Consider the following 16,197-nt stretch of genomic DNA (forward strand, 5'->3'; position numbering starts at 1 on the left):
TCAGTGTAAAATGTACTTGGGTCATGTAAAAGTCCTCCTGGGTATGTTTTTGTCGTTAATAAAACAGCTAATACACCGGTTGAACCAGCAAACATAGAAGTAAACAATCCTACGTTTGTCATATCACCTGTTTTTACAGGGTTCTTTTGTCCGCTAGGCTTTGTTGGAGTAGTTGGCTTGCTCGGTTTCTGTGGCTGTTGTGGACTTACAGGTTTATTTGTTACTTTTTCTTTTACGGTAACTGTAATTGTTTTTTCAGTAATTGCACCATTTTTATCTACTACACGGAAAGTTACATGATAAGTGCCAGCCTTAGAAGTATCTACATCATTTGCAATAATGTTATCTTTTGTTAAAATAATCGTTCCGTCCTCTTTATCTGTTGCTGTCACATTTGCCAATGGGTCGAACGTATCGCCTACATTCAATGTAACATCATTTGCTGAAATGATTGGAGCAGAGTTAAGGTCGCCTGTATTTTGTTTCACAGTTACAGTAATCGTTTTTTTAGCAGAAGCTCCGTTTTTATCTGTTACTTTATAAGTCACATGGTAAGTACCAGCCTTAGAAGTATCTACATCATTTGCAACAATATTATCTTTTGTCAAAGTGATAGTTCCGTCCTCTTTATCTGTTGCTGTTACATTTGCCAATGGGTCGAAAGTATCGCCTACATTCAATGTAACATCATTTGCAGAAATAGTTGGTGCTGTATTATCTTCTCCTTGTGAGTTTAACGATAATTCTACTTTTAAAACAACGTTTCCGTCTTTATAAGTACCGCAATCATACTCATAAGTAACTGGTTTTTTTACATCATCTACCGTTATAATTCCTGTATCTTTATCTAAAGTTCCATTTGCAGTAACTTTTACTTTTGAAATATCTATTCCTTGTTCAACATCTTTTTTTAAGTCGATTTTATTCCCTTTAATATCAATATAACCGTTGCCTACAAAAGCATGATTATTTTCAAGAACTTTATTCTCTCCGACATTTAACCAGTATAAATCATCGCAAATTAATTTTTTAATTTTTGTGTTTTTACTTATATCAAGACCTCTTATCCCTTGTTCAAAAATTTCACCGCAACGTAGCATTTCAAGTTCTAAATTATTGCTTAAATCTAATTTTTTAATAGTTGTATCATGACAAAAAAGGCGTGTCAGTTTTGTGTTTTTTGTTACATCTAATTCAGCTATATTTGTCATATAACATGATAGTTGTTTCAAATTAGGGTTCTTACTTATATCAAGTGTTTTTACTTTTGTATCTCCTATATCTAAAGTGACTAATTGCGGATTATGTGTGACATCAAGTTCCATTAATCCTGTATTGCTACAAGATAGTTGTTCTAAGTTAGGATTGTTTGTTACATCTAAATTGGAAATAGAGGTACTATCTGCAAATAACGTATTCAATTTTTCATTCTTAGATACATCAAGACTGTTAATTGATGTATTATCGCAAACGAAAGCTTCCAAATTCGGATAACGTGTTAAATCAACGCTTCTTACTTTTGAAGAACGACAATCTAATCTTTTTAAAGATGAGTTTTTAACCGGACTTAAGTCTGAAACAGAAGTCGTAGAAACATCTAAAGACTGCAAATTTGTTAGATATTGAATACCCTCTAATGAAGATATCGTTTTCATATCATGCAAGTTTAAGAATTGGGCTTTTGATATTTCATCAACAGATAACACACTATCGCCGTCTTTATCAAATTCTGCAATGATTTGTTCTCTAAATACTTTGTCTGGAAAATGTGCTTCATCAATAGCAATGCTTCCAGCTTTTACTTCTGTATTTTTGCTTGCTTCAACGGTCTTATCTTCGGTAACCACTTCTTTTTCTGGTGTTGCAGGTGTTTCCTGTTTTGTACTTTCTTCTTTTAAAGTTTCTGCATTTTCAGCAGTTTCTTCCTGTTCCTTGTCTGTTATATTCTCTTGTACTTCTGCGTTTTCTGTTTTCTGTTCCACAGGAACTTGCTCTGTCTTGTTTTCTTCTACAACGGCTTCCTGCACAACTTCTGTGTTTTCCTGTGCCATGACAGGAGTAGGAAGCCCTGTAAGTGCAGTTGTTGTTCCAATCATCAATGCGGAACTTACTGCAAGGACTTGTTTTTTCTTCATAGTTTGTTCACTCCTTATTTTTCATAAATTCTTTGCATAGAAAAACGCACAAACTCCCCCTTATAACTGGATAATCTGTGCGTTCTGTTTATTATTGATAGAATTGAAAAAAGGGCAGAATTTACTTGTCTGTCTGTCTGTCTGTCTGTCTGTCTGTCTGTCTGTCTGTCTGTCTGTCTGTCGCAAGCGTAACAATGTGTGAACATGACTGTCAACCCTTTCTTTCAAAAAAATTCAATCCTTGCTTCTATACAAAAAACATTATACTGGAAACAAACACCTCTTTCAATCTTTTTATGCGTGCAAGATAAAAAAATTGAGACATCACACTTTTCCTTTTTTCCTCTTGAGTACCCACAACAGAAAAGAAAAAGCCCTGTCAAGAGCTTGCCACCATTGGTGGTGCTTTGCACTCTTGATCGGGCTTTTTGTTTGCTGTATCTTCTCGCAAGAGGAAAAAGATTACTCGTCCTCATCATCAAAATGGTTATTCCTTAATACTTCCCGTAACAGTTCCATATCCTCTTTTGAGTTCGGATTTATCATTTTCACGACTTGATAAGGTGTCCTATATTTATGTCCCTCTATGCTTTCCCCAAACATATCCATACTGTATAAATCATCATAGCGGTCTAGTAATTTTTGAAACTTCAAATGCTGGATAAATTCTTTGATTGGGTAAAGGTCGGACGCTTCAATGCTTTTCCCGTTGATATAGTCTGTAATGTATTCCCGTAACTTTTCCAACTCATATTCCAGCCATTCTTCCTCGCTGTCAAAGAAGTTATCATAGTGTCCGTGTTTCAGTTCTGCATTTAGACGTTCTTCTGTTCTTAAAAACTGACAGACTTCTTTTTCAGACTGATTGACATACTTCCATTCTCCCGATAATAATTCATTCGGCGTTACGTCCAGCACTTCCATTATCTTTTCCAGCGTTTCATAAGCAGGATAGTTCAACCCTCTTTCAATCTTGGAAAGGCTCTGCATATTGATACCGATTTTGTCCGCAAGTTCCTGTTGTTTCATTCCCCTAAATTTTCTTATGGTCTGTATATTATTTCCTAAATGGCTTATTTTCATTGCACAACCCTCCATATCTCGTTATATCTTCACTGTTATAAGTCTATCATGCTTAATATGATTTGTAAAGACAAAAAAAGATATTGACAAATAAGCATATAAGAATTACTATGCTATTGTGAGTGAATAAGCACAATAGCATGAAATACAAAAACATTCAAAAAGAAATACCCATCTGATTAAACCCGTAGATATGAATATTGGTTGAAATGGAACTTGTTAGAAAAGGCAAAACAGGACTTGCTGACAAAGTATTTCTGACACGGTGGCGGAAGCCTCTCAGGCTTACCGCCATGACACCTTGTGTCAAGGGGAAGAAATGCTTTGTCGGCTGGCGAGCCTGCGAGCCTTGACTGTGCCCCCGTTATCTAACAGGGGGGCACTATTTCACAAAAGACAAGTCAAAAACCATACAACCCCAAAGCTGTAAGGAGTAATGAGGAGTTTTAAGAAGATAGTAACTTCACATTCTTTTGAATGGTGGTTTACAGGTATTTCAAGGCTATTGTGGGATTGGAGGAATACAATGAACAATTTAGAATTTGCACTTGAAATGAAGAACAAACGTCTTGCAAGCGGTCTTTCACAAGGAGAACTTGCAAGTCTTACCCATGTATCAAGATATAGTATCAACCGCTTTGAGAACGGAAAAGCCAACGCCAGCAAGGAAACACAAAATATTATCCTGCGTTGTCTGAATTACTATATCTGCGATAAGCCTTTTTATCTGCTCGTTGATTATCTGTCTGTCCGTTTTCCAACGACTGACGCATTGGAAATTGTCCGAAAGGTGCTTGGCATGAAAGCAGATTATTTTATCCATTATGACTATGGATATTATGGCTATAAAGAGCATTACGCCTACGGGGAAATCAAGGTTATGGCTTCTGATGATGAACACATGGGCGTATTCTTGGAATTAAAAGGAGCAGGCTCACGCAACATGGAATATGTCTTACAGGCACAGAACAGGGATTGGTATTCATTCTTAAACCGCTGTCTTGACTGTGGCGGTGTTATCCGACGTTTTGACTTGGCAATCAATGATATGTGCGGTCTGTTGGATATTCCCGTTTTGTCTGAAAAATATAAAAATGGCGGTGCGGATTGTCGCTGTAAAAACTATGAAAATGTGCAGGGCGGTAAACTAAGCGGGAAAAACCGTAATTTAGCAAGTACCCTTTATATCGGCTCAAAAGCAAGCACAAAATATTTCTGCTTATATGAAAAGCAAAAGGAACAGGCAACAAAAAAGAAACATACGGATATTATCAACCGTTTTGAAATTCGTCTGCGTGATAAAAAGGCAGTACAGGCAGTTGAGGAATTGTTATTGACATATAACCCTCATGGGTTGGTGTTTTACCTTATTACTGATTTTGTGCAATTTCCCGATTATCCGCTGTGGGAGATATTCATTTCCCATGACAGTTTACCTTTTGAAATGAACCCCGTACCTGTCAATATGGAACGCACTCTGCAATGGCTGGAAAGACAGGTCATGCCGTCAATCGTGATGATAGAGGAAATCGACAGGCTGACAGGCTCAAACTACATGAAAATGATTGATGAATGTACCCACCTTTCCGAAAAACAGGAAATGCTTGTAGAACAGATGTGTACGGATATAGCAGATGTAATCGAAAGTGAGGGAGTGTTTTATGAGTAATGCACAGGATATTCCCGTATGGGAAAAATATACCCTTACCATTGAAGAAGCGTCAAAGTATTTCCGTATCGGAGAAAACAAGTTAAGACGCTTGGCAGAGGAAAACAAGGACGCTGGCTGGCTCATTATGAATGGCAACCGCATACAGATTAAACGCCGACAGTTTGAACAGGTTATTGACAAATTGGACGCAATCTAATGCAAATGAGCCTTGTATGTGTTATGATGAACACAAGTCATATCAAGGCTCTTTCCAACAAGGAAAGGAGCAGACACCATGAAAGAAAAAAGACGGGATAGTAAAGGACGTATCCTGCATACTGGAGAGAGCCAACGAACAGACGGAAAATACTTATATAAATATGTGGACGCATTTGGAAACACAAAATATGTGTATGCTTGGAGATTGACACCCACAGACCCGACACCAAAGGGAAAACGGGAAAAAACCTCACTTCGAGAACTGGAACAGCAGATAAGACGGGATATTGAGGACGGTATCGACAGCACAGGCAAGAAAATGACGCTTTGCCAACTCTATGCCAAACAGAACGCACAGAGGGCAAATGTGAAGAAAAGCACAATGAAACAACGGGAACAACTCATGCGGTTATTGAAAGAGGATAAGTTAGGTGCTAGGAGCATTGATACAATCAAGCCCTCTGACGCTAAGGAATGGGCGTTACGCATGAAAGACAAAGGCTTTTCCTACAATACCATTAACAACCATAAACGCTCGTTAAAAGCGTCATTCTATATCGCCATACAAGATGATTATGTGAGGAAAAACCCCTTTGATTTCAAGCTAAGTGAAGTCCTAGAAAATGATACCAAAGAAAAAGTCGCATTGACAGAGGAACAGGAACAAGCCTTACTCTCATTCATCAAGGCGGACAATGTGTATCACAAGCATTATGATGATGTGCTGATATTGTTAAAAACAGGACTTCGTATCTCGGAACTGTGCGGACTGACAGTAGCCGATATTGATTTCAAGAATGAAGTTGTGATTATCGACCACCAGTTATTAAAGAGTAAGGAACAAGGCTATTATATTGAAACGCCTAAAACAAAAAGCGGAATAAGGCAAGTGCCATTAAGCAGAGAAACGATACAGGCATTTCAAAGGGTTATGAAGAAACGCCCAAAGGCAGAACCATTTGTGATAGACGGACGGAGCAATTTTCTGTTTGTCAATCAGAAAGGCAAGCCGAAAGTTGCCATTGATTACAACGCCTTATTTATCCGTATGGTAAAGAAATACAACAAGCACCACAAGGACAATCCCTTGCCACATATCACACCGCATACGCTACGCCATACGTTCTGCACAAGACTGGCAAGCAAGAACATGAACCCAAAAGATTTACAATATATCATGGGGCATTCAAACATCAGTATCACAATGAACTGGTACGCTCATGCGTCCATAGATACCGCAAAATCAGAGGTTCAGCGTCTAATCGCATAGAAGTATTTACCACGATTTTAACCACGCTTGATAGCGAAAATATAAGAAGATAGACCTAGATATGTGAGGTTTACCACAAAAGCAAAATGCCCGTAGAGCCTATAAAATAAGGCTTTGCGGACATTTGAGAAGATATAAAAAGATAGTCAAAAAGACATATATAATTTTATTTAATTGTAGAGATTATTTACGTGCAGCGCGTAACTCTGGTTCATTTTTTGAGAAAAGGGATATGATGCTTACACTTGTATTCTTAAGATTTATTGGTGAAAAGTATGAGGATGGTGTTGAAAAATTAAAGCAGACACTTAAAGAACAGGGATTAGACCCAGAGGATGAAAACATAAGAGCAGCATTTTTTGATGATGCTACTTTTGCAGATGGTACATATAATTTACCGCCAGAAGCCAGATGGTCAACAATTATCAATACACCTGCTCCTAAGTTAAATGTTGCATTAGATACAGCATTACAAAGACTTGAGGAAGAGGATCCACAATTAAAAGGATGTTTTGTAAAAGGTACATTTACAGCACGTAATCTAGCTGCGAATGATATAAAGAAGATTGTTGATGAAGTAAATAAAATTAGTCATAAAGCATTTGGGGAGGAAAAGGATCTTATCGGTCGTGTATATGAATATTTTCTTAAAGAGTTTGCGGTAAATGCTACAAAAGAGGAGGGAGAATTTTATACACCTCATGATGTTGTTCAGCTTATTGCTACAATGATTGAGCCGTACGATGGAACTTTATATGATCCTTGCTGTGGTTCGGGCGGAATGTTTATTCAGAGTGCTGAATTGGTAAAATCAAAGCAGGGAAATTTAAATGGAATAAATGTGTATGGACAGGAAAAAGAACCGGCTACATATCGCCTTGCAAAAATGAATTTAGCACTGCGTGGAATTAGTCATAATCTTGGAGAGGAAGCAGATTCATCATTTACCCATGACTTGCACAAGGGGCTGTACTTTAATTATATTATGGCAAATCCACCTTTCAATCTTAAAGGTTGGTATAACGATAATTTAAAAAATGACCCTCGTTGGAATAATTATCAGACACCACCAGAAAGTAATGCAAATTATGCTTGGATTCTTCATATGCTTTCACATTTAAAACCGGCAGATGGAGTAGCAGGATTTCTTCTTGCAAATGGAGCATTAAATGATAGCGATACATTGGAAATCCGTAAGAAACTGATTAAGAATGACAAAGTGGAGGCAATTATAGTTCTTCCAAGAGAACTGTTTATCACTACAGATATCAGTGTAACGCTTTGGATATTAAATCAGAATAAAAAAGGTGGAAACTATCACGATAGAAAACTTCGTAGTCGTGAGCACGAAATCTTGTTTATGGATTTGCGCCAATGGATAGAAAATCCAGTAAAGGGCGAGAGTAAAAAGAAAGTTCGTTTGGTTACAGAGCAGATTGAGAAGGCTGCTGCTATATACCATACGTGGCAATCTGAAGGTACCGATGGCGTAAATTATGAAATACCGGAACTTTATCGTAGTGTAGGTATTGGCGAAATAGAAAGTAAAGGTTGGGCACTTACACCAAGCAAATATATTGAGTTTATTGACCATGATTTAGATATTGATTATGAAAAGGAAATGGCCCGTATTCAATCTGAGATGAAAGATATATTAAAGCAGGAAAAGAAATCCCAGCAGATGCTGGAAGATGCATTTAGGGGGATTGGTTATGGGATTGACTAAAATTAGATTGGGTGATTATATCGAGCGTTCGACAATAAATAATAAAGATTTAAAGTATGGAACAGATTTAATTGTAGGCGTAAATAGTCAAGGCGTTTTTGCACACCCTAAAGGAAATACAGATGGAGTTGATTTGAAACCATACAAAATAGTAGAAAATGGTGCTTTTGTGTACAATCCAACTCGATTGGAATTAGGTTCAATTGCTTATCGAACAGATGGATTATGTATAGTGTCACATTTATATATGGTATTTTATTTGACAAATGAAGGAAAGAAAATAATTAACCCTATGTGGTTATACATGTATTTCAGACGTTCGGAATTTTGTAGAGAAGTAACATTTAGAAATTTTGGAAGTCAAAGACCAGAATTTAATTTTAATGATATGAGTGATATTGTTATCCCACTACCTGATATAGAAGTACAAGAAAGATATGTCGAAATCTACAATGCCATGCTTGAAAATCAAAAAAACTATGAGCGAGGACTGGAAGATTTAAAAGTCGTTTGTGATGTGTATATTGAGGAACTTAGAAAAGAGATGCCACATAAGAAGTTAGGAAATTATATCTCTCTTTGTGACGAAAAAAATGATGATTTAGTGTATAGTTTAGATGCGGTACGTGGTATATCAATTGAGAAAAGGTTCATATATACAAAGGCAAACATGGAGGGAGTATCCTTGAAACCATACGCAGTTGTAAAGCCAGATGAATTTGCATATGTTACAGTCACTTCAAGAAATGGAGAGAAGATATCACTTGCTAGAAACGATAGTGATGAAACATATATATGTTCCTCATCGTATATTGTGTTCAAAGTAGATGACACGAATACGTTATTGCCTGCATATTTATCTATGCTGTTTGAAAGAAGCGAGTTTAATAGATATTCTCGATTTAATTCATGGGGAAGTGCAAGGGAAACTTTTGATTGGGAAGAAATGAAAAATGTTTTAATTCCGATTCCAAACATTGAAATTCAACAAGATATTGTAAATATTTTTGAGGCTTATAATACTCGTAGAGATATCAGCGAAAAATTCAAAGCACAGATAAAAGATATTTGTCCAATTCTTATTAAAGGTTCTATTGAAGAGGGAAGAAAAGCAAAGGAGGCATAAGCCTATGGCTAGATTAAAAGAATACAATGGTCATTATTGTGAATCAGAATATGAATATGCCTTTATTGGCTTTTTAGAAACAGAGGGATGGAAATATACTTCTGGAAATAAGCTTTCTCGTGTTACCAAAAGAGATGTGTTGATAGAGGATGATTTCAAGAAATTTATAGCAGTTGGAAATCCTGATTTGACAGAAGATGAAGTGACACAGATTTATGATACTGTTCGTCTTGTGGGTGCAGAGAGTGATTTTGCAACATTGCATAAGGTGTACAACTGGTTGGTGGATGGTATCCAATTTACTCCGAAAGATGGTATTGCAAGAATGATACCGCTGATTAACTTTGAAAAGGATGGTGTTAAGAATATCTTTCGAGTGGTGAATCAGTTTACAGTAGAATATACAAATAATGGTCAAAAAGAGAACCGCAGACCGGATGTAATTCTCTTTGTGAATGGTATGCCATTATGTATTATGGAATTGAAGAACCCTGCTGATGTAAATGCGACTATTTATGATGCTTGGGAGCAGATTAATATTCGTTATTGGAGAGATATACCTCATTTGTTGCATTACTGTCCTTTAGCTTGTATTTCTGATGGAGTTAAAACCAGATTAGGAACAGTTCGCACACCATATGAACATTTTTATGCCTGGAGACGTGTTAATGATGGAGATGCTGTATCAACACTTCCATTTGCTGAAACAGAAACTATGATTAAGGGTGTTTATTCTCCTGAGCGTTTTTTAGAAATCTTTAGAGATTACATTTATTTTCAGGATAGCATTTATGATAGTGATGAAGTGGAAATTGTATGCCGTTATCCACAGTTTTTTGCTGCGAGGCTTCTGAAGAAAAGCATTGTAGATTCTGTTGTTACCAAGAGTGGAAGAGGCGGTACATATTTTGGGGCTACGGGATGTGGTAAAACTTATACGATGGCATTTTTGGCGCGTCAGTTGGCATTACGCTGTACAGGTATCTCAGAGATAGGTTCTCCAACGATTATATTGATTGTCGATAGAGAGGAATTGCAAAAACAGGGGGCGAAGCTTTTTACAAAGAGTACAGAATTCCTTAATCTTGGAGAGGTTTCCGTTGTTAAGAATAGAACACAACTGAGACAGGAACTTGGAGCAAGACAAAGTGGTGGATTCTACATATGCACTATTCAGAAGTTTTGTGATAGGGAAGATGACAAAATAGGTCTTATCAATGACAGACAGAATATTATATGTTTCTCTGATGAAGCACATAGAACTCAGCTTGAGCATTCTAAAAAAATTCAATTCAGTAAAGATGCGGATGCGAATATGAAAGCTATGGTATCAAAGCCATATGCAAAGGTGCTAAAAGAGGCATTTCCACAGGCTACATTTGTAGGATTTACAGGAACACCTATTGCAGAAACATATCAGACTTTTGGTGATGAAATTGATAGATATACGATGGATCAGGCTGTTGCAGATGGACTTACTGTTTCTATCAAATATCATCCGCGTATTGCAAAGGTATTGCTTGATAATAAAAAAGTAAAAGAAATTGAGAATTATTATAAAAAATGTGCTAATGATGGTGCAACATATGAGGATATTGAGGCGAGTAAGAAAGCAATGAGCTCTATGGAAGTAATCCTTGGCGAGCCTTCCAGACTTGAGCGCCTTGCTACAGATATCCACGACCATTATGTTGCGTCTTGTGCAGGTGATCCGGATAGAATACAAAAAGCAATGGTGGTTTGTTCTAATAGAAAGATTGCTTATGCTTTATTGCTAAAGTTCAAAGATAAGTTCCCTGAATGGTTTGAGGAAAAGCAAGTGCCAGAGGGTACTGACATAACAGATGAAGAATTAAAGAAATTGAAACCGATGCCATTTATTGCAATGGTATCTAGCGTTGGAAAAAATGATGAGCAGAACATGTATAACTATCTTGGTGGAGTTAAGAATGATAAACGTTCTGAAGAGTTAGATGCTGCTTTTAAGCAAGAAAAGTCAAATTTTCGTATAGTTATTGTTGTAGATATGTGGATTACTGGGTTTGATGTTCCGTGTCTCACATATTTATACAATGATAAACCATTAAAAAAGCATTTGTTAATACAGACCATAAGCCGTGTAAACAGAAAATATCCGGGAAAAGAATATGGTATGGTGATTGATTATATTGGAATCCGTGATAATATGCGTGAAGCCATGAAAATATATGGTGGAAATACATCGGTTGCACCAACTTCTGATGATGTTGAGCAGGCTACATTGGTATTTAGGGAAGAATTGGAAGTGCTAAAAAATATATTTACAGGCTATGATTTAACACCATTCATAAATATGGAATGCAATCCAATTGAACGATACAGACTTCTTGCTAAAGCAGCAGAATATGTTTTTGTATCAACTCAGGAGTTGCAGTCAGAAGGTAAAAATGGTTCTCAGACAGTATCTTTTAAAACATATTTTCTGAAGACTGTTAAACGTATGAGAATGGCATTTGATATATGTCAGCCTTCAGGGTATCTTGGAGAAGAAGAATCTGCTTTGGCACAATGCTTTATGGCAATAGCAGGTTTTGTCCGTAAAATGAGTGGGACAAGTGAAGTAGATACTGACAGTATGAATCGTGCAGTTTCTAAGATGGTGGAGGAAGCGTTAAAATATAATCAGGTTGAGAGTGTCCTTGAAAGTGGTGAGGAAGAAGATATCTTTTCACTAGAATATTTCGAAAAGCTATCCGATGTTAAGATGCCGGCGACTAAGCTAGAACTTCTTGTTAAAATGCTTCGTAAACAGATTAAGGAGTATGGGAAAGTTAACAGATTAGCTGCAAAGACATATCAGGAAATGTTGGAAAAGACTATTGCAGAATACCATGAGAGACGTAAACATCTTTCTGCGGAAGAAGCAGGTGAAGCACAGGAACAGGTTTCAGAAGATATTATTAAAATTGCAACAGAGCAGGCGTTAGCTATTCTTAGAGCAATGAATGAAAATAGAGAAAGCTTTCGAAAAATAGGACTTACTTTTGAAGAAAAGGCATTTTATGATATTTTGATTTCTATGCGTGACCAATATGATTTTGAGTATGGAACGGATAAAGAGGTCGATGGTATTGTAATCAATGATAAGTGTAAAAACCTGGCAATAAAGGTAAAGGAAATCATTGATACAAAATCTTCTTTTGCAGATTGGCTTAATAATCAAAATGTAAGAGACCAATTGAAACTGGAAATAAAGATTTGCCTAGTAAAGAATGGTTATCCACCACAATATAGCCCGGAAGTATTTAAGAAAGTTATGGAGCAGGTGGAGAATTTTGAAGAGTATTCTGGTGAAACAGTAGAAAAAGGTAATAATGCTTCTGCGAAGGTATATCAATATGAGATGCCCGAAGGTAATGTGATGATGGTTGCAGAGAAGGCAACACCTTATGGTAAATTGTGAAATAATATTGTGTTGTGACTATATAATTTGAATTGGAAACAGGAGGAAAGTATGAGAACAATAGATGTTAATACATTTGTAAATAGTTTTAAAATAAAACCAGATAAGAGCATGTCTTTCCTCTTGGGAGCGGGGGCATCTGTATCATCTAATATTCCATCAGGTGGACAAATGGTATGGGATTTTAAAAGAACATTGTATTGTACAGCCAATAAGATTCGGACAAGTTTGTATGGTGATTTGTCTAAGGAAAATGTACAGAAAGAGATACAATCATATTTTGATGGTAAAGATGGATATCCGAAATTGTGGTCAACAGAAGAATATTCGTTTTATTTTGAAAAATGTTATCCATCAAGAAGTGATAGAGAGTATTATATTCGGAATAAAGTGCGAGACATAAAACCATCGTTAGGGTATTTATGTATGGGAGAGATGATAATCAACGGAAAAATAGATTTGGTTGCAACGACTAACTTTGATAATTTAGTTCAAGCTGGTGTTCATTCAATTAATCCAGGGTTTTCGCTTAAAACAATATCGTCGGCAGTGAGTAATAGTGTTGGTTTTGCATTGAATGAGGGGTTTCCTAATATCATAAAGCTGCATGGGGACTATTTGTTTGATAAATTGAAAAACACAACATCTGAATTACAAAATCTGGAAGATGAAATTGCAGACATATGGAAATCGTCAATAGAAGAAAACGGATTAATTGTTATAGGATACGCTGGCAATGACAATTCTGTTATGTCGGTGTTGGAGGACTTGATCAAGGAAGGTGCCATAAAGAAAGGTGTTTATTGGTGTAAGACCAAAGACAGTAAGCTTAGTGAACGGGCACAAAAGTTTATGGAGAATGCGTGCAATGATAATGAACAGTCTGCCGTGGTTGAAATAGAAGATTTTGATGACCTTATGTATAGTATATATGTGGCAATGAATTTAAATAATTCTAATATAGATGAATTATGGAAAGCTAATGATAAGAAGCAAGAGATTACATATAATTCAATAGGAAGGCATACCGAAATTGCAATAACCAATGCTTTGCATGCAATACAATTCCCTAAAAAATGTTATGCATTTAGTTCAAACATTAGCACCTGGAAAGAATTAAGAGCAACAATAAATGATTCTTGTGTTGCAATTTTGCATAAAGGAAAAGTATGGGCATTAGGTAGCAAGAACGGAATATTAGAAGCTTTTGCAGATAAAATTACTAGTAATATTGAGGAAATGGATGTTCCTACATACATGATGAAATTGGAAAATTCTGATGTTATTGGTATGTTTTATGAAATCATAGGAAAAATCTTGATAAGTAAAGGTTTGATTGCATATGGGAAAAATAAATATTTTGATAGAAGTAGCAGACGATTAATAAATGATTGTTTTGTCTATGATGCAATTAAAATATCATTATCATTTGTTGATGATAATGTAATTATGAATTTATTACCCACAGTACATGTATTAAAAAGTGATGAATCCCAATTGGACAGGTTTAGATACCAAAGTATCGTAAATAATGAAATATCAAAACTGTATAATAAGCAAATGGATGAAAAGATTGATATCTGGATTAAGAAATTATCAAATAATAGGAAATTAATCTTTGAATTAGGAAATGCAATAATAGAATTTAATACACAAAGAATTCACTTTTCTGGAACAGGTAGTATTGATAAATGCTATTTGGCAAAGGAAACAGAACTTGTTTTTGACTATGATAATGATGGTTGCGTTGCGGTTAATCAGTTAAAAGGATTAATTAATTATGGACCATTAGAATCATATGCTAATAGGAGTGTTCGATTAGCGGTATTGTCACCTAGAGAATGTGCAAAAGATATATGGGGACACTTAAATGAATTAAATAGGCATCATGCAACAACTTTAAGGCAGGATAAGACTTTTTTGCCAGAGTATATTGGATTTCAAGATGTGTTTAGATGTGGATTAAATATTCCAAATGGTAACGATGCAAAAAGGTTTAGGGGATATTCTTTAAGCGGAGCTCTAAAAACATCTGCTCAAGATTTTTTTAATGGAATATGTAAATATATAGATGCTATGGAAAGAGAAAAGCATGAATTTGATGTACTAGTAATCTATATTCCAAATCAGTTAAGTAAAATGCGAGAACTTAAAAACGAAAATGTATATTTTGATTTGCATGATTCATTAAAGATATATTGTGCAGGAAAAGGAATTGTTACGCAGATAATAGAAGAAAGATCAGTGCATACGAAGAATGATATGGCGAAAATTATGTGGGGACTTTCTACTGCTATATATGCAAAAGCTATAGGAAAACTGTGGAAGCCTAGGATAACAAGATATGATACCGCATATATTGGATTAAGTTATGTACAATCAATAAAAAATGACGAAAAAATATCCATCGGCTGTAGTCAGTTGTTTGATTCAGAAGGAAATGGTATGGAGTTGTATTTACGTCCGTTAAAAGATCCTCAGATTATACAGAGAAATCCATATATGAGGAGTGGAGACGCATGTCGTCTTATGAATAATTTGAAAAGAATTTATGATGAATCAGTTCCTTTGCATAAACTGAATCGAATTGTAATACATAAGACAACGCATTTCACAAAGGAAGAAATGGAAGGCATAACCAAAGGACTTGCAGGCGTGGATAATATTGAACTATTGCAAATTCAAGAATTTTCGGCATGGAGGGCAATAAGATTTCAGAATGATACTGCAACACCTTTTCCAATTCAGCGAGGTACAGTTATTCCACTTGACAAAGATACATTTTTAATTTGGACACATGGAAGTGTTCAACATGATGAATTAGCTGGAAAAAAATTGAATTATTACAAGAATGGTAGAGGAATACCAGCACCATTATTGGTAAAAAGATTTATGGGAAAATCATCAGCACTGGAATTAGTCAATGAAATTTTAATGCTTACTAAAATGAATTGGAATAGTGGTGATGGATTATATAAAATATTACCTGTAACATTGGATTTTGCTAAAGCATTGTCACGAGTTGCTAAGCAAGATTTAGTGATTTATGACAGACCTTATGATTTTAGATATTTTATGTAAGTATTATCAATAATCAAGAATGAAATCTGTTTAAAGGATAACACTGGAAGAGGAGTTGTGCTATGAGATATTTATGGACAGAGGATACCTATGCAGGGCTTCATTTCTGGGAATTAGTTAATCAGATTTTCTTTAACAATGAGCTTGTTGTTGAAAGCAAAGGGAGTAATAAGGGATTATTGGATGCATTAATAGACTTGGGTACTAAATATGATTATGAATACTATGTTGCATGTGTGATGAAGTCCTTGGTAGGTGAATTTACACAAAGTGGAAAGTGGTCTGTTAAAGGTGCTCTTATGGGTGAATGTTGGAAAAAGTTGTGTGTCGGAATATACGGATAATCTTAAGTATGGTAAGCTGAGGAGTATAAATTAGACAGTTAAAAGAGAAATAAGAGTGTAGTCGATATGAGTTTTGGAAATAGCAATGGTATATATCATGGCTGACACAAAATAAATGGC

At 35.7% G+C, this 16,197-nt stretch carries 11 protein-coding genes; 8 read left to right on the top strand and 3 right to left on the bottom strand.

The features are described from left to right. The 3 genes from DWX29_RS00005 to DWX29_RS00015 all read right to left on the bottom strand — a co-directional run. A partial coding sequence (locus tag DWX29_RS00005; protein ID WP_117561675.1) for an immunoglobulin-like domain-containing protein occupies positions 1-2,135 on the bottom strand: 2,135 nt, incomplete at its 3' end. Positions 2,136-2,195: 60 nt separating this feature from the next. Beyond that, the gene (locus DWX29_RS00010) at positions 2,196-2,363 is read right to left on the bottom strand and encodes a hypothetical protein (protein WP_158567135.1); all 168 of its coding nucleotides are present in this window, start codon (positions 2,361-2,363) and stop codon (positions 2,196-2,198) included. Between the two features lie 234 nt (positions 2,364-2,597). Then, positions 2,598-3,218 (bottom strand): helix-turn-helix transcriptional regulator, encoded by a 621-nt coding sequence (locus DWX29_RS00015; RefSeq protein WP_009242236.1) that lies wholly within the window; start codon positions 3,216-3,218, stop codon positions 2,598-2,600. A gap of 526 nt (positions 3,219-3,744) precedes the next feature. Between DWX29_RS00015 and DWX29_RS00020 the strand changes: the two genes are divergently transcribed. The 8 genes from DWX29_RS00020 to DWX29_RS00060 all read left to right on the top strand — a co-directional run bounded on the left by DWX29_RS00020 (position 3,745) and on the right by DWX29_RS00060 (position 16,077). Beyond that, positions 3,745-4,887, top strand: a complete 1,143-nt coding sequence (locus DWX29_RS00020; protein ID WP_118564845.1) for an XRE family transcriptional regulator — start codon at positions 3,745-3,747, stop codon at positions 4,885-4,887. Continuing rightward, positions 4,880-5,086: an excisionase gene (locus tag DWX29_RS00025; protein ID WP_002341493.1), complete on the top strand. Its 207-nt coding sequence runs from the start codon at positions 4,880-4,882 to the stop codon at positions 5,084-5,086. Before DWX29_RS00020 ends, DWX29_RS00025 begins: the two co-directional genes overlap by 8 nt. Positions 5,087-5,164: 78 nt before the next feature. Beyond that, the gene (locus DWX29_RS00030; RefSeq protein ID WP_118564846.1) at positions 5,165-6,358 is read left to right on the top strand and encodes a tyrosine-type recombinase/integrase; all 1,194 of its coding nucleotides are present in this window, start codon (positions 5,165-5,167) and stop codon (positions 6,356-6,358) included. A gap of 232 nt (positions 6,359-6,590) precedes the next feature. Further along, entirely contained in the window at positions 6,591-8,084 is a 1,494-nt protein-coding gene (locus tag DWX29_RS00040) for an N-6 DNA methylase (RefSeq protein WP_243053204.1), read from the top strand. Then, positions 8,071-9,210, top strand: coding sequence for a restriction endonuclease subunit S (locus DWX29_RS00045; protein WP_118351282.1), 1,140 nt, complete (start codon positions 8,071-8,073; stop codon positions 9,208-9,210). Before DWX29_RS00040 ends, DWX29_RS00045 begins: the two co-directional genes overlap by 14 nt. 4 nt (positions 9,211-9,214) lie before the next feature. After that, a complete protein-coding gene (locus DWX29_RS00050; protein WP_118564848.1) occupies positions 9,215-12,652 on the top strand; it encodes an HsdR family type I site-specific deoxyribonuclease in 3,438 nt (1,145 codons plus the stop codon). Between the two features lie 51 nt (positions 12,653-12,703). Next, positions 12,704-15,733 (top strand): SIR2 family protein, encoded by a 3,030-nt coding sequence (locus DWX29_RS00055; RefSeq protein ID WP_118564849.1) that lies wholly within the window; start codon positions 12,704-12,706, stop codon positions 15,731-15,733. 62 nt (positions 15,734-15,795) lie between these two features. Continuing rightward, a complete protein-coding gene (locus DWX29_RS00060) occupies positions 15,796-16,077 on the top strand; it encodes a hypothetical protein (protein ID WP_242979901.1) in 282 nt (93 codons plus the stop codon). Positions 16,078-16,197 lie beyond the last annotated feature (120 nt).

The organism is Eubacterium sp. AF19-12LB (genome assembly GCF_003479125.1).
GTDB classification, from domain to species: domain Bacteria; phylum Bacillota; class Clostridia; order Lachnospirales; family Lachnospiraceae; genus Eubacterium_U; species Eubacterium_U album.